Below are 26,616 nucleotides of genomic sequence, written 5' to 3' on the forward strand. Positions count from 1 at the left end.
CTGGTAGGTATGTGGCTGTGAGCAGCGACAACGAGCGGTCCGCGGACCCCGGGGACGGGGCCCCGGAGCAGCTTGCGCTGATTCGGGAGACGGTGCGCAAGGCCAAGGTGCCGCGGGCCAAGCCGCGGACCTGGCGCGGCGCCGCGCTCGCCGGGGAGCTGCCCGTCGCCCGGGTGCTGGTCAACAAGGGCGTGCTCCACCTCGACCAGTACTTCGACTACGCGGTGCCCGAGGAGCTCGACGCCGAGGCACAGCCCGGCGTCCGGGTGCGGGTGCGCTTCGGGGCCGGGGGGCGCAATGTGCGCGGCGGCCGGCGCGAGGGCGGCGGGCTGATCGACGGCTTCCTCGTCGAGCGGCGCGCCGAATCGGACTACCCGGGCGCCCTCGCGGCGCTCGCCTACGTGGTATCGCCCGAACCGGTGCTGGGCCCGGAGCTGCTCGCGCTCGCGCGCGCCGTCGCCGACCGTTACGCGGGCAGCCTCGCCGATGTGCTCCAGCTCGCCGTGCCGCCCCGGAACGGCAGGGCCGAGTCCAGGCCCTCGCCCGAGCCCCTGCCGCCGCCGCCCGTGCCGTCGGCGGGGAGCTGGCAGCGGTACGCACAGGGGCCGGCGTTCCTGCGGGCGCTGGCCGAGGGCGGTGCGCCCCGGGCCGTCTGGACCGCGCTGCCGGGACCCCACTGGCCCGAGGAGATCGCCAGGGCCATGGCCGCGACCCTCGCGTCCGGGCGCGGCGCCCTCGTCGTCGTCCCCGACGGCCGGGCCGCGGGGCGGGTGGACGCCGCGCTCACCGAGCTGCTCGGCCCCGGGCGCCACGCGCTGCTGACCGCCGACTCCGGACCGGAGAAGCGATACCGGGAGTGGCTCGCCGTGCGGCGCGGCTCGGTGCGGGCCGTCGTCGGGACCAGAGCGGCGATGTTCGCGCCGGTCGCCGATCTCGGCCTGGTCGCCGTCTGGGACGACGGGGACGCCAGCCACAGCGACGACAACGCCCCCTTCCCGCACGTCCGCGAGGTGCTCGAACTACGGGCCGCACACGGCCGCTGCGCGTTCCTGCTCGGCGGTACGAACTGCACGGTGGAGGCCGCCCAGCTGGTGGAGAGCGGCTGGGCGCTGCCGCTGCGCGCGGACCGGGAGCAGCTGCGGATCGCGGCGCCCCTGGTGCGTACGGTCGGCGACGGGGAGCTGGCGCGGGACGGCGCCGCGAGGGCCGCGCGGCTGCCCAGCCTGGCCTGGCAGACGGTACGGGACGGGTTGCGCAGCGGCCCCGTCCTGGTCCAGGTGCCACGCCGCGGATACGCGCCGCGGCTGGCCTGCGAGCGCTGCCGCGAGCCCGCCCGGTGCCGGCACTGCGCGGGACCGCTCCAGGCCCCGGACCAGCGGGATCTCGACTGCGCCTGGTGCGGGCGGGCCGAGACCGCCTGGCACTGCGTCGCCTGCGGCTCCAACCGGCTGCGGGCCCGGATCGTCGGCGCCCGCCGGACGGCCGAGGAACTGGGCCGGGCGTTTCCCGCCGTGCCGGTGCGGACGTCCGGCCGCGACCACATCCTCGATTCGGTGCCGGACGTGCCCGCGCTGGTCGTCAGCACCCCCGGCGCCGAGCCCGTCGCCGAGGGCGGCTACGCGGCCGCGCTGCTGCTGGACGGCTGGGCGATGGTCGGCCGCCCCGATCTGCGGGCGGGCGAGGAGGCGCTGCGCCGCTGGACGGCCGCGGCCTCGCTGGTGCGCGGGCAGCCGGAGGGCGGCACGGTGGTGGTCGTCGCCGAGCCGACGCTGCGGCCCGTACAGGCCCTGGTGCGCTGGGACCCGGTCGGACACGCCCGCCGTGAGCTGGCGGAACGGGCCGAGCTCGGCTTCCCCCCGGTGTCCCGGATGGCCGCGGTGACCGGCACGCCGGAGGCGCTGGCCGCCTTCCTCGCGGCGGCCGAGCTGCCGCCGGAGGCCGAGGTGCTGGGCCCGGTCCCGGTGCCGGTCACCGGACCGGGCAGGCCCCGCAGACCCGGGGAAGCGCCGCCGGGGGAGTCCTGGGAGCGGGCGCTGCTCAGGGTGCCTCCGGGCAGCGGGGCGGCGCTGGCGGCCGCGTTGAAGGCCGCGCAGGCGGCACGGATGTCCCGGGGGAGCGGCGAGCAGGTCCGGATCAGGGTGGATCCGCCGGACATCGGGTGACCGGGAGCGGAGATGAGGCTGCCCCGCCGTGCGTCGGGCGCGGCGGGGCAGAGGGCGGGGTGGTCAGCCGTTGCGTGGGCCGGGGAAGGCGCCGGGGCGCAGGTCCTCGCGCAGCGACGGGCGGTCCGCCGACGGCTGCGGCGGCATGGAGCGTGCGGCGGGTACGGCGGGCAGCGCGGGCGCGTTGCCGGAGCCGGGCACGACCGGCAGGGGGCGCGGCACCCCGGCCTCCGTGCCGGTTTCGCCCGGCCCCGGCTGGCGGGCGTTGCGGCGTGCGCCGTAGCGGCGGTGCACGGCCTGCTTGGTGACCCCGAGCGCGGAGCCCACCGCGTCCCAGGAGAAACCCAGCGAGCGGTCGAAGTCGACTGCGGCGGTGACCAGGGTCTCGACGCTGTCGCGCAGTTCCTGGGCCAGCCTGACGGTGGGGGCCGGGGCCCTGCCGTAGACGACGAAGCCCGTGGACGGGCCGGAGCGGCGCGGACGGTAGACGTTGCCCAGTTGGGCGGTGAGCGTGCGCAGCGCGTCCACCTGCCGCCGGACCCGCTCGATGTCCCGCACCAACAGATGCAGACTGGCCCTCGCTTGGGCGTCGTGGGTTGCGTGGTCGGCCATGAAGAAGCCTCTCGAACCGGCGTTGAAAGGGATCGGGCCGCACCGTGGCGGCTCGCTTCGGTCAATCTCTCTTGACCAACGCCTCAGCTGTGGATCTGGTCACGCTTCAGGGGCGCGTGCGCCCTTCAAAGGGGCGCACGGCCATGCGTACGCCCCCCGGCCGCCCGGACCATAGAATTGTGCGTTGCTCGTCACCGCACGTTTCGGCCCGAGAGGCAGTCAGCCACCCATGAAGCTCGTCTTCGCAGGCACCCCCGAGGTAGCCGTACCCGCCCTGGACGCCCTGATCGCCTCCGACCGGCACGAGGTGGCCGCCGTGGTGACCCGGCCCGACGCCCCCGCCGGGCGGGGCCGCCGCCTGGTCGCCAGCCCCGTCGCCGAGCGCGCCGCGGAGGCCGGTATCGAGGTGCTGAAGCCCGCCCGGCCGCGCGACGAGGACTTTCTCGCCCGGCTCCGCGAGATCGCCCCGGACTGCTGCCCGGTCGTCGCCTACGGGGCGCTCCTTCCCAAGGAGGCGCTCGGCGTCCCCGCCCGAGGCTGGGTCAACCTCCACTTCTCGCTGCTGCCCGCCTGGCGCGGCGCGGCCCCCGTGCAGCACGCGGTCATGGCCGGGGACGAGGTGACCGGCGCGTCGACCTTCCTGATCGAGGAGGGGCTTGACTCCGGACCGGTGTACGGCGTCCTCACCGAGGAGGTGCGCCCCACCGACACCAGCGGTGACCTGCTCACCCGGCTGGCGTTCGCCGGCGCGGGGCTGCTCGCCGCGACGATGGACGGCATCGAGGACGGCACCCTGCACGCCGTGCCGCAGCCGGCGGAGGGCATCACCCTCGCACCGAAGATCACCGTCGAGGACGCCCAGGTGCAGTGGTCGGCACCCGCCCTGCGGGTCGACCGCGTGGTGCGGGGCTGCACGCCCGCTCCCGGCGCGTGGACGCTGTTCCGGGGGGAGCGCCTCAAGCTGATCCAGGCCGTGCCCGTCCTGGACCGCGCCGATCTGGCTCCCGGCGAGCTGTCGGCCGCCAAGAACAACGTGTACGTGGGCACCGGATCGCACGCGGTCGAGCTGCTCTGGGTCCAGCCGCAGGGCAAGAAGCCGATGCGGGCCGCGGACTGGGCCCGCGGGGTGCGGATCGTCCACGGCGAGCTGCTGGGGAGCTGAGTCCCGCCGGGGCCGGGGCGGCGACGTAGGCTGGCAGGGTTCGTCCTCTCACCATCAGCGGAGCACCTTTCACGTGAACGACCAGCAGCGTCGCCGTCCCGCCAAGCCGCATCGCCGCCCCAAGAAGGACCCGGTCCGGTTCCTCGCCTTCGAAGCCCTCAGGGCCGTCGACGAACGGGACGCGTACGCCAACCTCGTCCTGCCCCCGCTGCTGAAGAAGGCGCGCGCCAAGGGCGACTTCGACAACCGGGACGCGGCGCTGGCGACCGAGCTGGTCTACGGCACGCTGCGCCGCCAGGGGACGTACGACGCGATCGTCGCGGCCTGCATCGACCGGCCGCTGCGCGAGGTCGACCCGCCGGTCCTGGACGTGCTCAACATGGGCGTGCACCAGCTCCTCGGCACCCGTATCCCCACCCACGCGGCGGTCTCCGCCAGCGTGGAGCTGGCCCGGGTGGTGCTCGGCGAGGGGCGGGCCAAGTTCGTCAACGCCGTGCTGCGCAAGGTCACCGCGGACGACCTCGACGGCTGGGTGGCCCGGGTGGCCCCGTCGTACGAGGAGGACGCCGAGGACCACCTCGCGGTCGTGCACTCGCATCCGCGCTGGGTCGTCTCGGCCCTGTGGGACGCGCTGGGCGGCGGCCGGGCCGGGATCGAGGACCTCCTCGAAGCGGACAACGAGCGGCCCGAGGTCACCCTGGTCGCCCGCCCCGGCCGCTCCACCACCGACGAGCTGTTCACCGCCCTCGGCGAGGGGAACGGCCTGCCGGGCCGCTGGTCGCCGTACGCCGTGCGGATGGCGGAGGGCGGCGAGCCCGGCGCCCTGACCGCCGTCCAGGAGGGCCGCGCCGGGGTCCAGGACGAGGGCAGCCAGCTGGTGGCCGCCGCCCTCGCCAACGCGCCGGTGGAGGGCGGCGACACCCGCTGGCTCGACGGCTGCGCGGGACCCGGCGGCAAGGCCGCCCTGCTCGCCGCACTCGCCGCCGAACGGGGCGCCGCCCTGCTCGCCGCCGAGAAGCAGCCGCACCGGGCCCGTCTCGTCGAGCGCGCGCTGGCCGGCAACCCCGGCCCGTACCAGGTGATCACCGCCGACGGCACCCGCCCGCCGTGGCGGCACGGCAGCTTCGACCGGGTCCTGATGGACGTGCCGTGCTCGGGCCTCGGCGCCCTGCGCCGCCGCCCGGAGGCGCGCTGGCGGCGCCGCAAGGAGGACCTGGAGAACTTCGCGCCGCTCCAGCGCGGCCTGCTGCGCGAGGCGTTGAAGGCCGTACGGGTCGGCGGCATCGTCGGCTACGCGACCTGCTCGCCGCACCTCGCGGAGACCCGGGTCGTCGTCGACGACGTGCTCAAGGGACGGGGCGGTCAGCCCGTCGATGCCGAGTGGGTGGACGCCCGCCCGCTGATGCCGGGCGTGCCCGCGCTGGGCGACGGCCCCGACGTCCAGCTGTGGCCGCATCTGCACGGCACGGACGCGATGTACCTGGCCCTGCTGCGGCGTACCGCCTGAACCGGGCCGACGTGCCTCGGGGGCCCCGGCGGGTTCCGTGCACCGCCGACGCCGCCCGAAGCGCCCGCCACGGGCCGAAACGCCCGTATCGTGCGGCCGGAGCGCCCGGATCGAGCGAACTGTAATGATCCCGTGAGGCTTTGGCCCTCGCCGGGGCGGGGAAGTGGCGCGGAACATGGCAGGCTTGGGACATGGCCCAGATCAACCCCAGCATCCTGTCCGCCGACTTCGCCCGTCTCGCCGAGGAGGCGAAGGCGGTCGAAGGCGCCGACTGGCTCCACGTCGATGTGATGGACAACCACTTCGTGCCCAATCTGACCCTCGGCGTGCCGATCGTCGAATCGCTCAGCCGGGCCACGGACACCCCGCTGGACTGCCATCTGATGATCGCGGACCCGGACCGCTGGGCTCCCCAGTACGTCGAGGCCGGCGCCGGTTCCGTCACCTTCCACGCGGAGGCCGCGGCAGCCCCCGTACGGCTGGCGCGGGAGATCCGGGCCAAGGGCGCCCGCGCCTCCATGGCGCTCAAGCCCGCGACGCCCATCGAGCCGTACGAGGACCTGCTCCCCGAGCTCGACATGCTGCTGATCATGACGGTGGAGCCGGGCTTCGGCGGCCAGGCCTTCCTGGACATCATGCTGCCGAAGATCCGCCGCACCCGTGAGCTGATCTCCAAGCACGGCCTCGAACTGTGGCTCCAGGTCGACGGCGGCGTCTCCGCGTCCACCATCGAGCGGTGCGCCGAGGCCGGTGCGGATGTCTTCGTCGCGGGTTCGGCGGTGTACGGGGCGACGGACCCGGCCGAAGCGGTGCGGGCCCTGCGCGCCCAGGCCGACGGGGCCACCGCCTCGGCCGCCTGGGCGTGCGGCCACTGACACCGGCACCGACTCCCGCCGCCGATCGCGGGTCGGCCGGGCCAAGGGCAGATGAACTCGGTCCGACGGGACCGATCAGGGAACGCCGTATCTGACAGGATGAACGGCGTATCGAGAGTGTGAACAGCAGTGAGGAGATCGCGGTGTCTGCAATGTCGGCGGGCCGGTCCGCCCTGCGGATGGGGCCCGCGGAGCTGGTGCAGGCGGCGGCCATGGCCCGCCGCTTCTACCTCGAGGGAAAGTCGAAGATCCAGATCGCCGAGGAGTTCGGCGTCAGCCGCTTCAAGGTGGCCCGGGTCCTGGAGACGGCTCTTGAGCGCGACCTCGTACGGATCGAGATCCGCGTCCCCGCCGAGCTGGACGCCGAGCGCTCCGACGCGCTCCGGGCCCGCTACGGGCTGCGCCACGCGGTCGTCGTCGAATCCCCGGCCGAGGAGCAGGACGACGCACCGGACCCGGAGAACCTGGGCGAGGTCGCGGCCGATCTCCTCGGCGAACTGGTGAACGAGGGCGATGTGCTCGGTCTGGCCTGGGGCCGGTCCACCATCCACATGGCCGCGGCGCTCGACCGGCTGCCGCCGTGCACGGTCGTGCAGCTCACCGGGGTGTACGACGCGGGGACGGCCGAGCGCGGCTCCGTCGAGGCGGTCCGGCGGGCCGCCCAGGTGTCCGGCGGCGAGGCCCACCCCATCTACGCGCCGATGCTGCTGCCCGACCCGGCCACGGCCGCCGCGCTGCGCCACCAGACCGGTATCGCCCGCGCCTTCGACTACTTCGACAAGGTGACGGTCGCGGCGGTCTCCATCGGCTCCTGGGAGCCGGGCATCTCGACCGTCCACGACATGCTCAGCGACGAGGAGCGGGCGCACTACGCGTCGCTCGGCGTCGCGGCGGAGATGTCGGCGCACCTCTTCGACACCGAGGGGCGGCGGGTCGGCCGGGACCTGGGGGAGCGGTGCATCACGGTCGAGGCCGACCGGCTGCGCCGGATCCCCGAAGTGGTGGCGATCGCGGGCGGTCAGCGCAAGGCCGCGGCGATCGGGGCGGTGCTGAGGTCCGGGCTCGTCACCAGCCTGGTGACGGACACGGCGGCGGCCGACTATCTGCTGACCGAGTCGGCGGCGCCGCAGCGGCCGGCTCTGGAGCGGGCCGACCCGGACGGGGACTGAGCGGTCCGGGGGCGGCCGTCGCCGCCCCCGCGGACGGCGGCCACCGAACCGCCCGGACAGCGCGTGCGCCGTCCGGGCGGTTCGGCGGCCGCCGGTTCAGTCCCGTACCACGCCCAGGACCGTCGCCTCCAGGTACTCCTCCGGCTCCTCGTACTGACTCACGTCGGCCGGGTTGTAGCGCGGGGTCTGCCGCGACCAGTCGAGGTTGCCGCGCATCCAGCTCTGCATGCCCTCCAGATACGGCGTGAGCATCCAGGACAGCTGCGGGTACGCGGCCAGCAGCTCGGCCTCGGCGGTGAGGAAGCGCTCCGTCTCCGCCGCGATCTCCGCGCAGACGTGTTCGAGCGCCCGCCGCTCCCCGTAGCCGCGATGGTGCCGGACCAGATGGACGAGATTGTGGATCTCGCCGAGCACCTGTTCCTTCTCGTACGAGTACACGTCGTTGGCCCAGCACACGACATTGCACGAGGCTTCCAGCGCGGTGATGAACCGGGAGTCGTTGTGGATCGACTCGGGAGCCTCGATCCCGGCGACGATCTCTATCAGGTCCATGCAGACATGTATCGCACCGGTGTGGCGGCGCTTGGCGATGTACGTCTCCTCGGACGGCACCACACCGGCGGCCCGGTTCCCCGCCTCCCACGTGGTGGCCGTCGTGAGATACGTGGTGAGGTGCCAGCCGAACCGGGTGCGCCAGTGCGCGGCGGCGGTCGGCGTCGTCCGCTCCCACAGATCCGCCAGGGCGATCACGGCGGCAGGCAGCTGTCCCTCCGGCAGGGTGCCCGGGGTGTCGCCCTCGATCACGGCCCGCATCAGATCGACCACGTCCCGCACCCGCTCCGGGCTGCGGCCGAGATGGCCGTCGTCGAGCTGGTCGTCGACGAGAAACAGCCATACGAACCAGTCGGCGACGAGGTCGAGGTTCTTGCTGTCCGCGGTCGGGTACACCATGCCGACGAATGAGCCGAAGTCTGCCTGCGCGAAGCGGTCCCTGGCCGAATCACGATGCACCAGACCGGTGTTGCGCGTCCATTCGTCGAGGTGGACCCTGGTGTGCCCGACGTGCGGGTTGGTTCGCTGGGGGAACGGGCAGTAGATGTCCGGCAGTTCGCTCTCCACGGGTGGGTCGTGATCCTCTCCGGTCGTACGTGTGACGGAAGTTGTGACCCTTCCGGCTGTTCCTCCGGGGCGTAGACGAGACCCACGGGACCTGCGGCTTTGAAGCTACCCGACCCCTTGTCACCAGGTCCAGGGAAGATGATCGGGAATGATTCGAACGTCCTTCGGGTAGGGTCCGCGGGCAAGGCAGGTTCCACTTGCCCGGGACTCCCGCCCGGTTCCTTCGGAGGAACATACGAACGCGGGTGTCCTTTGCTGTGCCTTCGTGGAAGCGACCTGCTCCGTTACGTATGAAAAAATGAGCGTTATGCGTTTTCTTGAGCCCGGTACTGGTCGTTACACAGAGTCCCCCTCGGTCCCGTACGACCTCACGTACGACGACGTCTTCATGGTCCCGGGCCGTTCGGCAGTCGGTTCCCGCCAGGGTGTCGATCTCTCCTCGCCCGACGGCACCGGCACCACCATCCCGCTCGTCGTCGCGAACATGACGGCCATCGCGGGCCGCCGGATGGCCGAAACGATCGCCCGCCGCGGTGGGCTCGTCGTCATCCCGCAGGACATCCCGATCGAGGTCGTCACCGACGTCATCTCCTGGGTGAAGACGCGGCACCTGGTGCTCGACACGCCGATCGTGCTGGCCCCGGGCCAGACGGTCGCCGACGCCCTGTCGCTGCTGCCGAAGCGCGCGCACGGCGCGGGCGTCGTCGTCGACGAGGAGCAGCGGCCCCTCGGTGTCGTCACCGAGCACGACCTGACCGGCGTCGACCGCTTCACCCAGCTCTCCGAGGTCATGTCCAAGGACCTGGTGCTGCTCGACGCGGACATCGACCCGCGCGACGCGTTCAACAAGCTGGACGGTGCCAACCGCAAGCTCGCCCCCGCCGTCGACGCGGAGGGCCGGCTCGTCGGCATCCTCACCCGTAAGGCAGCCCTGCGCGCCACCCTGTACACCCCCGCCACCGACGCCGACGGCAGGCTGCGGATCGCCGCCGCCGTCGGGATCAACGGCGATGTCGCGGGCAAGGCCAAGCAGCTTCTCGACGCGGGCGTCGACACGCTCGTCGTGGACACCGCCCACGGCCACCAGGAGTCCATGATCAGCGCGGTCCGGGCCGTCCGCGCGCTCGACCCGCACGTCCCGATCGTCGCGGGCAACATCGTCGCCGCCGAGGGCGTGCGCGACCTCATCGAGGCCGGTGCGGACATCATCAAGGTCGGTGTCGGCCCCGGCGCCATGTGCACCACCCGGATGATGACCGGTGTGGGCCGGCCGCAGTTCTCCGCCGTTCTGGAGTGCGCCGCCGAGGCGAAGAAGTACGGCAAGCACGTCTGGGCGGACGGCGGCGTCCGGCACCCGCGCGATGTCGCCATGGCGCTCGCCGCGGGCGCGTCCAACGTGATGATCGGCTCCTGGTTCGCCGGAACGTACGAGTCGCCCGGCGACCTCCAGCAGTCCGCCGACGGCCGCTTCTACAAGGAGTCCTTCGGCATGGCGTCCGCGCGCGCCGTGAAGAACCGCACCTCGGACGAGTCCTCGTACGACCGGGCCCGCAAGGCGCTCTTCGAGGAGGGCATCTCCACCTCGCGGATGTTCCTCGACCCGGCCAGGCCCGGCGTCGAGGACCTGATCGACTCGATCATCGCGGGCGTCCGCTCCTCCTGCACCTACGCCGGCGCGGCCTCCCTGGCGGAGTTCGCCGAGAAGGCGGTCGTCGGGGTGCAGAGCGCCGCCGGTTACGCCGAGGGCAAGCCGCTGCACGCCAGCTGGAGTTGATCCCGAAGCACCGTAACGCCGGTGCCCCTCCGGGCCGTTCGGGCCCGGAGGGGCACCGGCGTTTTCGGGTGCTTTCACCGGATGGCGCGGATGTCCGGTTCCGGCCCCCGGTCGGCGCAGTGAGCCGCTTCAACCCCGGTGGAATGTAAGTAACATGAAACCCAATCAGCTGCCCGTTCCTCCGTGGTAAGGGATCTCATGTCCTTCTTCACCGACCTGGCTCATCAGTACATCGACGGAGAGTGGAGGCCGGGCAAGGGCTCCTGGGACATCATCGACTTCAATCCGTACAACGGCGAGAAGCTCGCCTCGATCACGGTCGCCACGGCCGACGAGGTGGACCAGGCCTACCGGTCCGCGCAGGACGCCCAGCGGGCCTGGGGCGACACCAACCCGTACGCCAGGCGGATGGTGCTGGAGCGGGCGCTGCGCATCGTCGAGGAGCGCGAGTCCGAGATCGGCGACGCGATCGTCGCGGAACTGGGCGGCACCCGGCTGAAGGCGGCCTTCGAGCTGCACCTTGCCAAGGAGTTCCTGCGGGAGTCGGTCCAGCTCGCACTGCGGCCCGCCGGGCAGATACTGCCTTCGCCGACCGAGGGCAAGGAGAACCGTGTCTACCGGGTGCCCGTCGGCGTCGTGGGCGTCATCAGCCCCTTCAACTTCCCGTTCCTGCTGTCGCTGAAGTCGGTCGCCCCCGCCCTGGCCCTCGGCAACGCGGTGGTGCTCAAGCCGCACCAGAACACCCCGGTCTGCGGCGGCACGCTGGTGGCGAAGGTGTTCGAGGAGGCCGGGCTGCCGGCCGGCCTGCTGAACGTCGTGGTCACCGACATCGCCGAGATCGGTGACGCGCTGCTGGAGCACCCCGTTCCGCAGGTCATCTCCTTCACCGGCTCGGACAAGGTGGGGCGGCACGTCGCCACGGTCTGCGCGGCGAACCTCAAGCGCGCCGTGCTCGAACTCGGCGGCAACAGCGCGCTGATCGTCCTAGACGACGCCGATCTGGACTACGCCGTGGACGCGGCCGTGTTCAGCCGGTACGTGCACCAGGGCCAGGTCTGCATGGCCGCCAACCGGATCCTGGTCGACCGGGCGGTGGAGAAGGAGTTCACCGAGAAGTTCGTCGCCAAGGTCGCCTCGCTGCCGGTCGGCGACCCGGCCGACCCGGAGACCGTGATCGGCCCGCTGATCAACTCCTCGCAGGCCGAGGCCATTTCCTCGCTCGTCGAGCAGACCGTGGCGGCCGGTGCGACGGCCCTGCTGCACGGCAGGGCCGACGGCAATCTGGTGAGCCCGTCCGTGCTGACCGGGCTGGCCGCCGATTCCCCCGTCCTGTCCCAGGAGATCTTCGGGCCGGTCGCGCTCCTCGTGCCGTTCGACGGCGAGGACGAGGCGGTGCGGATCGCCAACGACACCCCGTACGGCCTGAGCGGCGCGGTGCACACCGGTGACATCGAGCGCGGCGTACGGGTCGGGCAGCGCATCCACACCGGCATGATCCACATCAACGACGGCACGGTCCACGACGAGCCGATCGTCCCCTTCGGCGGCGAGAAGAGCTCCGGCCTCGGCCGGCTGAACGGCGACGCGATGGTCGAGGCCTTCACCAGCCAGAAGTGGATCTCGGTGCAGCACGGCCGCTCGCGGTTCCCGTTCTGACCGGTCACGCCCTGCGGTGAGCGCGCCCGACCGGGCGCGCCATGGTCTACTTCGGAGGCGGCCCGCGCCGCCCCCGACACCGGCCATCGCAGAGAAGTGACCCGCCCGAAGTGCGCCTGAACGACCTCGACGAACGCATCGTCCACGCCCTCGCCGAAGACGCCCGGCGCTCCTACGCCGACATCGGCGCGATGATCGGCCTGTCCGCGCCCGCCGTGAAACGCCGCGTGGACCGGCTGCGCGCCGAGGGCGCCATCACCGGCTTCACGGTCCGGGTGGACCCGGCGGCGCTGGGCTGGGAGACCGAGGGGTTCATCGAGATCTACTGCAGCCGCAACACCTCGCCGGAGGCGATCAAGCAGGGGCTCGCGCGCTATCCGGAGATCGCTTCGGCGTCCACGGTGACCGGGGAGGCCGACGCGATCGTGCAGGTCTTCGCCGCGGACATGCGCCACTTCGAGCAGGTCCTGGAGCGGATCGCGGGCGAGCCGTACGTGGAGCGGACGAAGTCCGTCCTGGTGCTGTCGCCGTTGCTGCGCCGGTACTCCTCGGGCGCGCCGGAGTAGGTGCCGGGCGGGCCTGCCGGCTGTCCCGCGTGAGACCTGGGTCACCCTTTTGACCTGCGACGACGCCCCACGCAATGAATCGCCGCCGGTGGCCGTCGGCGCGCAATGGATCGACGGTGTACGCGCAACGGTCGCGCCTTGTCGGGCGCGAGCGGCGGACCGTACCGTCGATACGTCCCCGCCCCGCCCGCACCGTCCGAGGTCAGCCATGCCGCCGTTGCGCACCGCCCTGCTCCAGAGCTCCGGACGACCCGGGCACGTGGACGAGAACATCGAGACGCTCGGCGAAGCCGCACGGCGGGCGGCCGACGCCGGGGCGCGACTGCTGGTCTGCCCCGAACTGTTCCTGACCGGATACGCCATCGGGGCCGATGTGCCCCGGCTGGCCGAGCCGGCCGACGGGCCGTCCGCCCTGGCCGTCGGCGAGATCGCCGCACGGCACGGGCTCGCCGTCCTCTACGGCTACCCGGAGCGCGCCGGCGAGCGGATCTTCAACGCCGCGCAGCTCATCGGGGAGGACGGGGCGGCGCTCGCGAACTACCGCAAGACCCACCTCTTCGGCGGCTTCGAGCAGGAGTGGTTCACCCCGGGCGAGCAGACCGTGGTCCAGGCCGAACTGGACGGCGTACGCGTCGGGATCATGATCTGCTACGACGTCGAGTTCCCCGAGAACGTCCGCGCGCACGCACTCGCGGGCACCGATCTGCTCCTGGTGCCCACCGCGCAGATGCACCCCTTCCAGTTCGTCGCCGAGTCCGTCGTGCCGGTCCGTGCCTTCGAGAACCAGATGTACGTGGCGTACGTCAACAGGACCGGCCCGGAAGGCGAGTTCGAGTTCGTCGGGCTGAGCTGCCTGGCCGGCCCCGACGGCACCGTCCGCACCCGCGCCGGACGCGGCGAGGAACTGGTCGTCGGCGAGGTCGACCCCGATTTCCTGAGCGCCTCGCGCGCCGCCAACCCGTATCTGCACGACCGCCGCCCCGGTCTGTACGGCTCCCTCGTCTGAGCCCGCACCCCTCCGTTCCACCTTCATTCGCGCAAGGAGTCCCTGCCCCATGACGTCCACGGTGCCCAACGCCGTCCAGCACACCGACGCCACCGAGCCGATCACCATGTTCGGACCGGACTTCCCCTACGCGTACGACGACTTCCTGGCGCACCCGGCCGGCATCGGCCAGATACCCGCGACCGAGCACGGCACCGAGGTCGCCGTCATCGGCGGCGGACTCTCCGGCATCGTCGCCGCGTACGAGCTGATGAAGATGGGGCTCAAGCCCGTCGTCTACGAGGCGGACGAGATCGGCGGCCGACTGCGCACCGTCGGGTTCGACGGATGCGACCCGGAACTCACCGCCGAGATGGGCGCGATGCGGTTCCCGCCGTCCTCCACCGCGCTCCAGCACTACATCGACCTGGTCGGCCTGGAGACCAGGCCGTTTCCCAACCCGCTCTCCGCGGCCACCCCGTCGACCGTCGTCGACCTCAAGGGCGAGTCGCACTACGCGCGGACCATCGACGACCTGCCGCAGGTCTACCGCGATGTGATGGACGCCTGGAACCGGTGCCTGGAGGAGGGCGCGGACTTCTCCGACATGAACCGCGCGATGCGCGAGCGCGACGTGCCGCGCATCCGGGAGATCTGGGCCGAGCTCGTCCAGAAGCTCGACAACCAGACCTTCTACGGATTCCTCTGCGACTCCGACGCCTTCAAGTCGTTCCGGCACCGGGAGATCTTCGGCCAGGTCGGCTTCGGCACCGGCGGCTGGGACACCGACTTCCCCAACTCCATCCTGGAGATCCTCCGCGTCGTCTACACCGAGGCGGACGACCACCACCGCGGCATCGTCGGCGGCAGCCAGCAGCTCCCGCTGCGGCTCTGGGACCGCGAGCCGCAGAAGATCGTCCACTGGCCGCTCGGCACGTCGCTGTCCTCGCTGCACGAAGGCGAGCCGCGCCCCGCCGTGACCCGGCTGAACCGCACCGCCGGCAACCGGATCACCGTCACCGACGCCACCGGCGACATCCGCACCTACCCGGCCGCGATCTTCACCGGGCAGTCCTGGCTGCTGCTCTCGAAGATCGACTGCGACGACGCGCTCTTCCCGATCGACCACTGGACGGCGATGGAGCGCACCCACTACATGGAGTCGTCCAAGCTCTTCGTGCCCGTCGACCGGCCGTTCTGGCTGGACAAGGACGCGGCCACGGGGCGGGACACCATGTCGATGACGCTCACCGACCGGATGACCCGGGGGACGTACCTGCTGGACGACGGTCCCGACCGGCCCGCCGTCATCTGTCTCTCGTACACCTGGTGCGACGACAGTCTGAAGTGGCTGCCGCTCTCCCCGAACGAGCGCATGGACGTCATGCTCAAGTCGCTCGGCGAGATCTATCCGGACGTCGACATCAGGAAGCACATCATCGGCAACCCGGTGACCGTCTCCTGGGAGAACGAGCCGTGGTTCATGGGGGCGTTCAAGGCCAATCTGCCGGGCCACTACCGCTACCAGCGGCGGCTGTTCACCCACTTCATGCAGGACCGGCTGCCCGCCGACCGCCGGGGCCTGTTCCTCGCGGGCGACGACATCTCCTGGACGGCCGGATGGGCCGAGGGCGCCGTACAGACCGCGCTCAACGCCGTCTGGGGTGTGATGACCCAGTTCGGCGGCGCGACCGATGCGACGAACCCCGGCCCCGGCGACGTCTTCGACGAGATCGCCCCGGTCGAACTCCCGGAGGACTGAGCCGCCTTGCGGCTTCCGTTACGCGGGCCGGCAGACGCTGCGCTGCCGGCCGAGGCCCGAGATCTCGACCTCCATCACATCGTCCGGGCCCAGGTAGGGGAAGCGGCCGGACAGCGCCACGCCCTGCGGGGTACCGGTGTTGACGATGTCACCGGGCTCCAGCACCAGGTACTGCGACAGATGGTGCACCAGATGCGCCACGCTGAAGATCATGTCCGCGGTGCCGGAGTCCTGCCGCGGCTCGCCGTTGACGTAGCTGCGCAGCCGCAGCCGCAGCCGCTGCGGGTCGCCGACCTCGTCGGCGGTCACCAGCACCGGGCCCAGCGGGTTGAACGTGGCGCAGCTCTTGCCCTTGGACCACTGGCCGCCCGACTCCTCCAGCTGGAAGGCGCGTTCGGAGACGTCGTTGCTGACGGCGTAGCCCGCGATGTGCGCGGCGGCGTCGGCGGGGGAGTCCAGGTAGGAGGCGCGACGGCCGATGACGACGGCCAGCTCCACCTCCCAGTCCGTCTTCTTGGAGCCGCGCGGGATCAGGACGTCGTCATACGGGCCGACGACGGTGTTCGGCGACTTGTAGAAGAGGATCGGCTGCTCGGGCGGCTCGGCACCCGACTCCGCCGCGTGGGCGGCGTAGTTCTGGCCGATGCAGAGCAGCGCGGAGGGCCGGGCCACGGGCGCGCCGATCCGCTGACCGGTGATGTCGATCTCCGGGAGCACCGGCTCGGCGGGCACCAGGTGCGGATTGTCGGCGAGTGCGGCGAGGAACGGGCCGTCGATGTCGTCGGTGATGCCGGACAGGTCGTAGTGACGGCCCTCGGGGCAGACGAGGACCGGGCGCTCGTGGCCCGGCTCGCCGATGCGCATCAGTCGCATGAAGTGAAATCTCCTGAACGGTACGGGGGTTGGGGCTCTCTGGGGCCTTGTCGCAGCAGGGCCTGTCCGGCCATGATCCGCGGGACAGCCCTTAGACCGACCGGCAATTGGGGGGTGGGAGAAGGAGCGGGGCTGGGTGCGTGCGGCTGCAAGGTGGAGGATTGAGGCAGATGGGGTCTCCCCTGCTCGAACGCAGCTGAGAGCTCGGGGAAGGAGCCATGGTGATTGACGACAACGCCGCAGACGCGCGCACCCAGCCCCGCGACGCCGCCCCCCAATTGCCGGTCGGTCTTAGTGCAGGCGGGCGAGGGCGTCGGCGGAGACGGCGTGGACCGGCGGGCGTCCGGCGAGCAGCCGCAGCACCTCGTCGACCGCGCTGGCGCCGAGCCGCTGCCGGCACTCGACACTGCCCGCCGCCTGGTGCGGGGTGAGCAGCACGTTCGGCAGGGAACGGAAGGGGTGGCCGGTGGGCAGCGGCTCGTCGTCGAAGACATCGATCGCCGCGTCCAGCCGGCCCCGGGCCAGCTCGGCGAGGAGCGCGTCCTCGTCGACCAGCCACGATCTGGCGGTGTTCACCAGCCCCGCCCCGTCCGGCATCAGCGCCAGCTGCTCGACGCCGATCATCCGGTGGGTCTCCTCGGTGACCGGGGCGTGCACGGCCACGATCTTGCTGCGCGACAGCAGCGTCTCCAGGGGTACGGACTCCACGCCGAGCGCCTCGGCGTCCGCATCGGACAGGTACGGGTCGGTGACGCCCACCCGCGCCCCCATCGCCCGTACCAGGGCGATGTAGGCACGCCCGGTGCGGGAGGCACCGATCACGCCGATGTCGCTGCCGTGGATCTCGTGGCGCGGCGGCGCCTCGCTCGCCGCCGCCCACTCCTGCCCGCCCCGCAGCGCGTGGTCGAAACGGTGGACGCGGTGGAGCAGCGAGAGCGTGAACGCGAGGGCCACCTCGGCGACCGGGCGGGCCATCTCGTCACCGGCCTGGGTGACCAGGATGCCCCGCCGGAACACCTCCTCGGTGACATAGGGCGCGACCGCCGAACCGGTGTGCGCCACCAGCTCCAGTCGGTCGGCGTGGGACAGCAGTTCGCTGTCCACCCGGGGCGCCCGCCACGAGGTGATCAGCGCACGTGCCCCGGGCAGCGCGGCCGTGACCGCCGCCCGGTCGGAATGGTCGTCGACGACGGTGAGTTCGGCCGCCCGCTCCAGATCCCGCCACACCTCGGCGGTGAAGAACTGGGCCCGCAGGTCCGGTGGTACGGCGACGACCACCCGGGAGCGGTCGGCAGGATCAGGAGAGCCAGGCATCGAGGTGCTCCGCAACGAAGGCGTCGTCGGTCAGCCAAGGGTAGGCCGCGGCCACCCGGCTGATCTCCTCGGCCTGTCCGGGCGAGAGCGTCTCGGCCGGGTCCAGGCACCGGATGTTCGCCAACAGGCCCTGTCGGCGCAGGACTTCGTGCACCCCGGCGATGCAGCCGCGGAACGCGCCGCGCACATCGAAGACCGCGCTGTTGGCATCGGTCAGCTCGGGGCGCCGGGCCAGGCAGCGCACCATCGCCTCGTGGTCCCCGCCGCGCGCCCTGCGGACGTCGTCCAGCAGCGTCACCGCGGAGCCGGTCCACACGGCCCACTGGCCGAGGAGCCCGCCCGCGAACCAGCGCGGCGTGCCGCCCGCCGTCTCGTACGGGGTGAGCAGATCACCGATGATGTCGTCGTCGTTGCCGGTGTACAGCGCCACCTCGTCGGCCCGGTCCGCGGCGGCCACGGCGCGTACGACATCGGCGGTCCGGTAGCGGTCGAACGGGGCGATCTTCACCGCGGCGGTGTTCGGCAGATCGGTGAACGACGACCAGAAGTGCGGCGACAGATACCGTCCGCCGACGGCCTCCTGGAGGTAGAAGCCGATCACCGGCAGCACCTCGCCGACCGCCCGCGCCCGTTCCAGCAGCCCCTTCTCGTCCGCACCGGGCACGGCCGGGCTGAGCAGCACCGCGTCGTAGCCGAGCTCGGCGGCGGTCTCGGCCTCCGAGACGGCCTGCGCCGTGTAGCCGCAGGCACCGGCGACCTTGATGAACGGCCGGCCGGCCTCGGCGTCGATCGTTTCGGCGGCGAGCTCCAGGACCGGCCGGAACAGGCCGATCTCCGGTTCGCGGATCTCGAACTGGGTGGTGTGCACGGCGACGGCGACGCCGCCCGCGCCCGAGGCGAGGTAGTAGCGGGTCAGCGCACGCTGCCGGCGTTCGTCGAAGGAGCCGTCGTCGTGCAGGGCGAGCGGGTGCGCGGGGATCACGGCACCGTGGGCGAGCGCGTCCAGGGCGGGGGTCGACACGAGGGAGGGAGTGGACATGGAGTGGATCAGAACCTTCCGTCACGGACCTGGAACTTGGTGGGCTTGCCGGACAGCGGCAGCCCGCGGCGCAGCCAGTCGGCCTGCCACTCGACGAGGGTGCGCAGGGCGACGTCCGGGTAGCCGAACAGCGCGTGGCAGCGGCTCGCGTCGGAGAGCAGCGCGGTAGGCGCCTCCTCGCCGGCGAAGACCGGATCCTTGCCGAACTCCTCGCCGAACCACCGGGCGACGCGGCGCACCGAAGCGGTCTCGGGGCCGGTGAGATTGAGGGTGAACGCCTCGCCGTCGGTGGCGTGCAGCAGCGAGCGCAGGGCGACCTCGTTGGCGTACCCCTGCCACACCACATTGGCATGACCGGTCGTCACATCGACGGGCTCGCCCGCCTGTACCCGGTAGGCGATGTCGGCGAGGACGCCGTAGCGCAGGTCGACCGCGTAGTTGAGGCGGATGTTGGCGACCCTGGTGCCGCGGGTCAGCGCCGCGTGGCCGAAGATCCGCTCCCGGCCCAGGCACGACATGGCGTACTCGCCGACCGGGCCGACCGGGTCGCTCTCGGTGCAGCCGCCGGAGGAGACCGGCACCAGCGGGTACACATTGCCGGTGGAGAACGCGGCGATCCGCGCCCCCGACCAGCGGCGCGCCACCCGGTCCGGCATCGCGGCGTTCACCGCCCAGGCGTGCGAGGGGGCCCCGGCGGAGCCGAATTTGGCGCCGACCATGAAGACGACGTTCCCGGCGTCCGGCAGTTCGGCCAGATCGGCGGCCGGGTCCATCAGGTCGAAGGCCACGGTGGAGACCCCGGCGGCCTCCAGCTCGTCCGCGGCGGCCCTGTCGGACCAGCGGGAGACCGCGTACACGGTCACGTCCTGGCGGCCCGCGGCGTCCAGCGCCCGGCGGGCGAGCCGGCACAGGCTGGGGCCCATCTTGCCGCCGGCGCCGAGCACCAGCAGATCGCCTTCGAGGCGGCCGAGATCGGCGACGAGCGCGGGGGAGGGGGTGGCGAGCCGCTCTTCGAGTGCGGCCTCATCGGTGAACATTGGTGGCTATCCCTTGATTCCGGACGCGGTGACGCCCTCGGTGAAGTAGCGCTGGCCCACCATGTACGCGGCGAAGATGGGCACGAACGCGATGACGGAGCCGGAGAGCACCACATTGAGCGGCACGTTCTGCTGCTGGAGCGAGGCGATGCCGACGGTGAGGGTGCGCATGTCGGTGGACTGGCCGATGACCAGCGGCCACAGGAAGTCGTTCCAGTGCCACAGGAAGACGAAGACGCCGAGCGTGGCCAGGATCGGCTTCAGCAGCGGCAGCACGATCCGGTAGAAGATCTGCCACTCGTTGCAGCCGTCGAGCCGGGCCGCCTCGAAGAGTTCGTCCGGCAGCCCCTGGATGAACTGCCGCATCAGGAACACCGCCTGGGCGTTGGCGAGGGTCGGCACGATCAGACCCCAGTACGTGTCCACGCCGCCCAGCTTCGCGATCATCGCGAAGGTCGGGATCATCGTGACGTGGTACGGGACCATCACCATCGACAGGAACGACCAGAACATCGTCTCCCGGCCCGGGAAGCGCTTCTTGGCGAAGGCGTACCCGGCGAGCGAGGCGAGCAGCAGCACGCCGACAACCGAGACGACCGAGTAGATCAGCGTGTTGAACAGCCAGCGCGGCACGTCCTGGGAGTTCATGACGGTGTCGTAGGCCTCGCCGGTCAGTGGCCACGGCAGCAGACTGCCGGGGAACTCGACCGCCGCGGACGGCTTCAGGGAGAGCACGACCATCGCGTAGAACGGGAAGACCGTCACGAGCGCGGCCACCGTCAGCAGCACGGCGCGGCCGATCCGGCCGGCCCGGGTGGGCCGCATGCCGTACGGGACGGTGTCCTGCTCCGAGAGCTTGCGCAGTTTGCGTTCGGCGCGGCGCGCGGCCCGGTCGGGAGCCGCGGGGGCCTTCGGCGCGGGCGGGGTCTCGGTCTCTGCGGGTGCTGCGGTCATGGTCACTGGTCCTTCCCGATCACGAGCCGCTGGATCACCGCGACCACCACGGTCAGCGCGAAGAGCGCGACGCCGATGGCGGAGGCGTAACCCAGGTCGAAGTACTTGAAGCCCGCGTCGTAGAGCTGGAAGACGAGCGTGTAGCTGGCGTTGGCGGGGCCGCCGCCGGTCATCGTGTAGACCGCGTCGAAGACCTGGAACGACGCCGTCGTCTCGATCACGGCGAGGAAGAACAGGGCGGGCTTGAGCTGCGGCAGCACGATGTACCGGAACCGCTGCCAGGGGCCCGCGCCGTCGGTGAGGGCCGCCTCCTCCAGCTCACGCGGGATGTCCTGCATCCGGGCCAGCAGGATGAGCATCCCGTACCCGAAGCGGGACCAGACGCCGACGATCGCGAGCGCGGGCAGCACCAGCACGTCGTCGGAGAGCCAGGAGCCCTCGGACATCCCGAACCAGCTCATCAGGGTGGACCACGGCCCACCGGTCGAGAAGATCCAGACGAAGACGGTGGCGGCCAGCACCAGCGAGGTGACGACCGGCAGGAAGAACACCGACCGGAAGAACTTGGCGCCGCGGAACGCGCGGCGGGTGATCAGGGCCAGGGACACCGAGGCGATGAGCGTGCCCGGCACCGCGAGCACGGTGTAGAGGACCGTGACCTTCAGCGCCTGCCAGAACAGCGGGTCGTCCCAGAGGCGGGTGAAGTTGTCCAGCCCGATGAAGCTGCCGCCGCCCGTGAGGGTGTAGTCGGTGAAGCTCATCAGCACCCCGGCGATGCCCGGACCGAACCGGAACGCCAGGAAGAGCAGGAAGCACGGAAGGACGAAGAGCAGGCCGATCCGGGCCTCGCGGCGCGCCTGCGGCCCGCTGCGACGGCCCCGGCGGGTTGGTTCCGCGACGACTGCCACGGGGATCTCCTTGCGGTACGGGGGAATTGAGGGGGGTCGGGGGTCAGGGTCTTTCGTTTGGATCAGGCCGGGCTCGCGGGGTCCGGCCTGATCCGAACGAGAGGCCCTGGGCCCCCGGGGAGGGCGGTTCCGGGATCCGGGTGCGGCCGGATCCCGGAACCGCGCCCGATCAGCGGCCGAGCATCGCCTGAGCGGCCTTCTGCGCGGCGTTCAGTGCCTCCTGCGGGCTCTTCTTGCCCAGCAGCGCCGCCTGGATCTCCGGCGCGAGCACGCCCTGGACCTCACGGGCCTTGTCCTGGAGCGGGCCCACGGTCATGCTCGGCAGCGTGGCGCCGACCGCCGTCTGAAGGGCGTCGCCCGGGTACAGGTCGCCGCCGGACTTGCGGGCCGGGAAGTAGCCCGCGGCCTTCTGCAGGCCGGCCGCGTTCTTCGACTCGGCGACGAAGTTCAGCCAGTCACCGGTGTTCTTCTTGTCGGCGCCCTTCAGCATCGACAGCGCGCCGACCGTGCCGTAGCCGACCGACTTCGCGTCCTTCAGCGGCGGCTGGACGACGATGTTCTCCTTGCCCCAGAAGGGCTCGACGTCCGCCGGGGTGTTCTGCCAGGTGCAGGCGACCTTGCCCTTGGCGGTCGGGGTCTGCTCCAGCTTGGGCGTGGTCGTGACCAGGTCCTTGTCGGTGTAGCCGCCGGCGACGAGCTTCTTCAGGTACGTCAGGGCCTTGACACCGGCCGCGTCGTTGAAGGTGACGTTCTTGCCGTCCTCGGAGAAGACGTCGCCGCCGGCCTGCCACAGCAGCGGGTAGAAGGTCATGTTGAGTGTCTGCTGGGTGTCGCCGTAGTAGGTGGTGGCGTAGTAGCCCTTCTCCTTCAGCTTCGGGGCCAGCGCCTCCAGCTCCGCCCAGCTCGTCGGGTAGGTCTTCTCGCCGATCGCGGCGAACACCCGCTTGTCGCAGATCAGCGGGTTGGCGCTGGTCAGGATCGGGGTGGCGAGGGCCTTGCCGTCGACCGTGACGGACTTCAGGGCGAAGTCCGTGTAGTCCGACTTGGCGTCGGCCGGCATGTAGTCGTCGGCCGGGACGATGCTCTTGGCGTACTTCGGCAGCTGGTCGGGGATCAGGTAGACCGCGTCCGGGCCCTTGCCGGAGGCGATCGCGGTGGCCAGCGCGGTGTCGCGGTTGGCCCACGGGAAGGTCTCCACCTTCACCTTGACGCCCGAGTGCTCCTTCTCGAACGCCTTGATCAGGCCGTCCCAGTACGCCTTGTTCTTGGCCTCGTCGAAGATGACCGGGTAGGTCCACATGGTGACGGTGTTGCCGTCGCTGCCGCTGCCGGAACAGCCGGCCAGCACACCGGCGGCGAGCGCGGTGGCCACGACGAGGGCGGCCAGGGCGCGGACTCTGGAACGGCGGGTGAGGAGACGGGACATGAGGTGGTCCTCCGAGGACGTGAGGGTGGGGCGGGAAGAGGGGGAGCCCGGTCCGGTCCGAACGACAGGCCCTTCAGGGGGAGTCACTGCGCCGGGACCGTCTGGACGGTGCCGGTGTGCCGGGCACGTTCGGCGGCGAACGCCGCGAGATGACTGCCGAGCGAGGTGGCGGGACCGGAGCGGACCGCCCCGGCATCACCCGTGGCGACGGCGGTGACGAACGCCTCGACGAGCGCGGCGTCCCCGCCACCGTGCCCGTCGGCCGCGTTCGAACCGGACGTGCCGAGTTCATGGACGGTGGACTCGCCGGTCCGGAAGTCCTGCACCGTGACCCGCTCGCCGTCGCCGATCAGCCAGCCGTGCGAGCCGAAGATCCGGGTCTGGCGGTGCGTCTGCTCGGTGAACGCCACCATCTGGAAGGTCGCGGTCACCCCGTCCGTCAGCTGCATGGCGAGGACCTGGTGGTCGACCACGTCGTTGTCACCGCGGTACACGCAGACGCCGTACGGGCCCTCGCGCAGCGCCTGGACGAGACCGGCCTCGTCGGTCGCCTCGGTGACATGGGTGACCGGCCAGACCGCGCCCTTCTCGCGCAGCGTCGGCATGTACAGCTTCAGCGCGCTGTACGGGCAGTCGGCCTCGACCGCACAGTCGAGACAGCGCCCGGCGGACCCGGCCGGAGCGTTCTGTGGCCGGAAGTGCTTCAGTCCGCCGAAGCTCGACACCTGCTCGATCCGGCCGCCCATCACGTAGGTGATCCAGTCCAGGTCGTGGCAGGACTTGGCGAGCAGCATCGGGGAGGAGTCCTTCTCGCTGCGCCACGGCCCGCGCACATAGCTGTGGGCGTAGTGCCACCAGCCGACCGGCTCCAGATGGTCGAGGGAGACCAGCTGACCGAGCACGCCGGAGTCCACGACCTCCTTCACCAGGTCGGTGTACGGGGTGTACCGCATGACGTGGCACACCGCGAACAGGACCCCGGACCGCTCCACGCCCTCGACGATCCGCCGGGTCTCCTCCTCGGTCGGGGCGAGGGGCTTCTCGGCGAGGATCGCGTAACCGGCCTCGGCCAGCGCCAGCACCGGCTCCACATGGAAGCGGTCCTGGGTGGCGACGACGACGGCGTCGGCGATGCGGTTCTCGACCAGCGGCCGCCAGTCGTCGAACTCGACGGGTGCGCCGGCGGCGGCCCGAGCCGCGGGGCGCGGATCGGCGACGGCGACGAGCTCGGCGCGCTCGGGGTGCGCCTTGATCCACTCGGCGTACGTCAGACCGCGGTTGCCGGCGCCGACGAGCGCGACCCGTACGGGCCGGCCGGTGATCGGGGTATGCGTGGACACGGGAATCCCTGGTGCTCGATGGGTTGGGGTCTTTCGTTCGGATCAGGCCGGATCAGCGTGCGTGCCAGACCTCGCGAGCCCGGCCTGATCCGGACGAGAGGCCCCGAGGTGGTCAGAACCGCAGCGTGGCCGCGGTGTGGGCGACGCGGCCGCCCTCGTCCGGCAGCGCGGTGCGCTCGGTGCCGTCCTCGACGCAGCCGGTGTGCAGCAGGTGGCTGTCGCCGGTGAACGCCGCGGGCCGCAGTTCGAGCCGGCCGCCGGTGAAGGTGGAGCCGGTGGCCCGGTAGCGGTTGGGGCCCTCGGTGACCAGCACATGGGCGGTGCCCTTGGGCGCGGTCGAGTCGAGGCCGGTGAGCTGCCAGTCGACGGTCCGTCCGGAGCCGGTACGGGCTAGCAGGGCGGCGTCCTTGTTGGTGCCGCTCAGACGCGTTCCGTCGACGCGCAGCCGCTGGTCCTTCGCCGAGGTCAGCTTCAGTCCGGTGTCGCGGAGTTCGCCGCCGAGCACGGTGATGTCGGCGTGCGCGAGCGAGACCGGGGCGGTGTCCTTGGAACCGGTCAGCGTGCACTGGTCCAGGGTGAGCGGGCCGGTGCCGTTGAGGACCGCGCCGTCGACGCCCTTGAGGGTGCTGCGCTGGATGGTGAGCGGCGCGGCGACGTTGGCCTGGGTGATCTCCGCGCCCGCCGCGAACGCGAACGAGGAGTCGGCGATCACATTGGGGCGGGCGGAGAGGTCCGAGGCCCGGGAGACGATCAGCGGACCCGTGGCCGTACAGCCGCGCATCTGCACACCGTCGGCGTTGACCCAGAGCATTCCGGAGCCGGCCAGGGACTTCTTGCCGATGACCAGCACGTCCTCCAGGGTCAGATCGGTGATCTTGACCCGGGCCACGAACCAGGAGCAGGCGTGCCGGCGCACGGTGATCCGCTTGGCCCTGCCGCCCCAGGCGGCACCGGAGTTGGCGAAGGTCATCAGCCCGGAGTTGCCGGTGTAGACGAGGTCGTGCTCGAACTGGCCGTGCGTCACGAACGGGCCCTCGTCGTCACCGTCGCCGTGGCAGTTGGTGACGTAGCAGTAGGCGGAGGCCGTGAAGTCGTTGAGGTGACGGGCGTTGGAGGTGTGACAGTCCTCCACGTGCCCGTACAGGCAGTAGATCTGCTGGGTGAGGTAGCCCGCGCCGCCGTAGGTGACGGACTTCGGGTTGGTCAGCGAGCACTGCTCGGTGCGGTAGTACGTGCACCAGCGGCGCATCACCACCGGCCAGAAGGTGCCGATGGCCTCGATCCCGGAGACGTCGCAGCGCACCGCGTACTCGTAGGCGACCGGGTGCGAGCCGGTCATCTCGTCCTCGCCCCAGCCCTCGAAGACCATGTTGCGGACATGGGCGCGGTCGACGGGCTCGACCCGGGTCCAGGTCAGCGTGCGGCCCGCCGCCAGGTCCCAGCCGATCTGGTAGTTGACCCGGATGTGCGTCGGGTCGACGACATCGGTGACCTGGACGAGACGCTGGATCTCCTTCTCGTACTTCCCCGCCAGGGCGTCGATCTCCACGGCCCACCACTGGCCGACGGCGAACTTCGACGAGTCGCCGACCTCGAAGAGGTCCGAGAGGTCCGGCATCGCCGCGCCCAGGGTGTGCTCGACGGTGGTGTCGGTGACGGTGCCGCGGAAGGAGAGGACGGCGCCGAAGGGGTTGTCGTGGGTGTTCTTCTCGATGCCTTCGGTGCGTATGCGGTGGCCGCCGAAGTCGAGTTCGATGTCGGAGCGGTTGAAGAGGTGGCGTTTGGTGAGGAGGAGGTCGGTGTGGGCTTCGATGCGGTGGACGCTGTTGTCGGCGATCATGGCGTCGAGGGCGGCGTCGGCGGGGGTCTTCGCGTCGAAGTGGCCGAAGGTGCGGAAGTCGAGGGTTCCGGTGTGGAGCTGGTGCCAGCGGCCGGTGCCGTTCCTGGCGGGGGCGATGACGGTGCCGCCGTTGTGTGCGGCGTCGGACTTCCTGTGCCAGCGCACGGCCATGGAGCCGCCGTCGCCGGGGGTGCGGTAGCCGGCGATCAGGACCTGGGTGCCGTCGTCGAGCGGCTTGGTGTTCAGGGCGCGCAGTGCGTCGACCGTGTCGACGCGGAGCACGTCGCCGGTGTGCGAGGGTGCGGCCTGCGCGGAACCGGCGGCCACGGCCGAACCGGCCATGACCAGACCGGCCAGACCCGAAGCCCGAAGAAGATTCCGGCGGGACGAGGCGGAGGTGTGGTGGTGCGGAACGCTCATGCGGACTTCGCCTTCCGAGAAGTGCGATAAGTGAGGGAGCGTTCCTGCGGTGGACTGCCATGAGGCGGATGGCTGAAAAGGGTCCGGTCGTCGGATGTCCACGGCGCGATGGGCAG

General features: G+C 71.6%; 21 protein-coding genes. 10 read left to right on the forward strand and 11 right to left on the reverse strand.

Features of this window, described 5'->3' with window-relative positions:
• The first annotated feature begins 17 nt into the window (after window positions 1–17).
• Window positions 18–2,162: a primosomal protein N' gene (locus tag OG520_RS33190; RefSeq protein WP_406015554.1), complete on the forward strand. Its 2,145-nt coding sequence runs from the start codon at window positions 18–20 to the stop codon at window positions 2,160–2,162.
• 63 nt (window positions 2,163–2,225) lie between these two features.
• On the opposite strand, the gene OG520_RS33195 is transcribed toward OG520_RS33190, so the two are convergent.
• A complete protein-coding gene (locus OG520_RS33195; protein WP_266422009.1) occupies window positions 2,226–2,774 on the reverse strand; it encodes a hypothetical protein in 549 nt (182 codons plus the stop codon).
• Between the two features lie 229 nt (window positions 2,775–3,003).
• Between OG520_RS33195 and fmt the strand changes: the two genes are divergently transcribed.
• The 4 genes from fmt (at window position 3,004) to OG520_RS33215 (ending at window position 7,487) form a co-directional block, all read left to right on the forward strand.
• Window positions 3,004–3,936, forward strand: a complete 933-nt coding sequence (gene fmt / locus OG520_RS33200; RefSeq protein WP_399332334.1) for a methionyl-tRNA formyltransferase — start codon at window positions 3,004–3,006, stop codon at window positions 3,934–3,936.
• 73 nt (window positions 3,937–4,009) lie between these two features.
• The gene (locus OG520_RS33205) at window positions 4,010–5,443 is read left to right on the forward strand and encodes an RsmB/NOP family class I SAM-dependent RNA methyltransferase (RefSeq protein ID WP_399332332.1); all 1,434 of its coding nucleotides are present in this window, start codon (window positions 4,010–4,012) and stop codon (window positions 5,441–5,443) included.
• A 191-nt stretch (window positions 5,444–5,634) separates the two neighbouring features.
• Window positions 5,635–6,318 (forward strand): ribulose-phosphate 3-epimerase, encoded by a 684-nt coding sequence (rpe, locus tag OG520_RS33210; RefSeq protein WP_266422017.1) that lies wholly within the window; start codon window positions 5,635–5,637, stop codon window positions 6,316–6,318.
• 152 nt (window positions 6,319–6,470) lie between these two features.
• The gene (locus OG520_RS33215) at window positions 6,471–7,487 is read left to right on the forward strand and encodes a sugar-binding transcriptional regulator (RefSeq protein ID WP_093541023.1); all 1,017 of its coding nucleotides are present in this window, start codon (window positions 6,471–6,473) and stop codon (window positions 7,485–7,487) included.
• 96 nt (window positions 7,488–7,583) lie between these two features.
• Here OG520_RS33215 and OG520_RS33220 read toward each other — a convergent pair whose 3' ends face one another.
• Entirely contained in the window at window positions 7,584–8,606 is a 1,023-nt protein-coding gene (locus tag OG520_RS33220) for a terpene cyclase (protein ID WP_406015555.1), read from the reverse strand.
• A 307-nt stretch (window positions 8,607–8,913) separates the two neighbouring features.
• On the opposite strand from OG520_RS33220, the gene OG520_RS33225 reads away from it, so the two are divergent.
• The 5 genes from OG520_RS33225 (at window position 8,914) to OG520_RS33245 (ending at window position 15,349) form a co-directional block, all read left to right on the forward strand.
• Window positions 8,914–10,380: a GuaB1 family IMP dehydrogenase-related protein gene (locus OG520_RS33225; protein ID WP_266422022.1), complete on the forward strand. Its 1,467-nt coding sequence runs from the start codon at window positions 8,914–8,916 to the stop codon at window positions 10,378–10,380.
• A gap of 198 nt (window positions 10,381–10,578) precedes the next feature.
• Entirely contained in the window at window positions 10,579–12,036 is a 1,458-nt protein-coding gene (locus OG520_RS33230; protein ID WP_266422024.1) for an aldehyde dehydrogenase family protein, read from the forward strand.
• Between the two features lie 110 nt (window positions 12,037–12,146).
• On the forward strand, window positions 12,147–12,602 hold the full coding sequence (locus OG520_RS33235; RefSeq protein ID WP_189543760.1) for an Lrp/AsnC family transcriptional regulator: 456 nt from the start codon (window positions 12,147–12,149) through the stop codon (window positions 12,600–12,602).
• A gap of 208 nt (window positions 12,603–12,810) precedes the next feature.
• A complete protein-coding gene (locus tag OG520_RS33240) occupies window positions 12,811–13,608 on the forward strand; it encodes a carbon-nitrogen hydrolase family protein (RefSeq protein ID WP_399332325.1) in 798 nt (265 codons plus the stop codon).
• Window positions 13,609–13,657: 49 nt separating this feature from the next.
• A complete protein-coding gene (locus OG520_RS33245) occupies window positions 13,658–15,349 on the forward strand; it encodes a flavin monoamine oxidase family protein (RefSeq protein ID WP_406015556.1) in 1,692 nt (563 codons plus the stop codon).
• An 18-nt stretch (window positions 15,350–15,367) separates the two neighbouring features.
• Here OG520_RS33245 and OG520_RS33250 read toward each other — a convergent pair whose 3' ends face one another.
• The 9 genes from OG520_RS33250 to OG520_RS33290 all read right to left on the reverse strand — a co-directional run bounded on the left by OG520_RS33250 (window position 15,368) and on the right by OG520_RS33290 (window position 26,500).
• Window positions 15,368–16,222 carry a fumarylacetoacetate hydrolase family protein gene (locus OG520_RS33250; protein WP_406015557.1) on the reverse strand — a complete coding sequence of 285 codons (855 nt, stop codon included), beginning with the start codon at window positions 16,220–16,222 and terminating at the stop codon, window positions 15,368–15,370.
• Window positions 16,223–16,513: 291 nt separating this feature from the next.
• Window positions 16,514–17,536: a hydroxyacid dehydrogenase gene (locus OG520_RS33255; protein ID WP_406015558.1), complete on the reverse strand. Its 1,023-nt coding sequence runs from the start codon at window positions 17,534–17,536 to the stop codon at window positions 16,514–16,516.
• Window positions 17,520–18,575, reverse strand: coding sequence for a dihydrodipicolinate synthase family protein (locus tag OG520_RS33260; RefSeq protein ID WP_406015559.1), 1,056 nt, complete (start codon window positions 18,573–18,575; stop codon window positions 17,520–17,522). The genes OG520_RS33255 and OG520_RS33260 overlap by 17 nt, the downstream gene beginning before the upstream one ends.
• Window positions 18,576–18,583: 8 nt before the next feature.
• Window positions 18,584–19,612, reverse strand: coding sequence for an NAD-dependent epimerase/dehydratase family protein (locus OG520_RS33265; protein ID WP_406015560.1), 1,029 nt, complete (start codon window positions 19,610–19,612; stop codon window positions 18,584–18,586).
• A gap of 6 nt (window positions 19,613–19,618) precedes the next feature.
• Window positions 19,619–20,566: a carbohydrate ABC transporter permease gene (locus OG520_RS33270; protein WP_389974122.1), complete on the reverse strand. Its 948-nt coding sequence runs from the start codon at window positions 20,564–20,566 to the stop codon at window positions 19,619–19,621.
• Window positions 20,567–20,568: 2 nt separating this feature from the next.
• Window positions 20,569–21,474 carry a sugar ABC transporter permease gene (locus tag OG520_RS33275; protein WP_329817652.1) on the reverse strand — a complete coding sequence of 302 codons (906 nt, stop codon included), beginning with the start codon at window positions 21,472–21,474 and terminating at the stop codon, window positions 20,569–20,571.
• 169 nt (window positions 21,475–21,643) lie between these two features.
• The gene (locus OG520_RS33280; protein WP_406015561.1) at window positions 21,644–22,900 is read right to left on the reverse strand and encodes an extracellular solute-binding protein; all 1,257 of its coding nucleotides are present in this window, start codon (window positions 22,898–22,900) and stop codon (window positions 21,644–21,646) included.
• A gap of 83 nt (window positions 22,901–22,983) precedes the next feature.
• On the reverse strand, window positions 22,984–24,240 hold the full coding sequence (locus OG520_RS33285) for a Gfo/Idh/MocA family protein (RefSeq protein ID WP_406015562.1): 1,257 nt from the start codon (window positions 24,238–24,240) through the stop codon (window positions 22,984–22,986).
• 112 nt (window positions 24,241–24,352) lie between these two features.
• The gene (locus tag OG520_RS33290) at window positions 24,353–26,500 is read right to left on the reverse strand and encodes a peptidase C14 (RefSeq protein WP_406015563.1); all 2,148 of its coding nucleotides are present in this window, start codon (window positions 26,498–26,500) and stop codon (window positions 24,353–24,355) included.
• Between the last annotated feature and the right edge of the window lie 116 nt (window positions 26,501–26,616).

Origin of the sequence: Streptomyces sp. NBC_00984 (assembly GCF_045162475.1) — a bacterium.
Classification (GTDB): Bacteria; Actinomycetota; Actinomycetes; order Streptomycetales; family Streptomycetaceae; genus Streptomyces.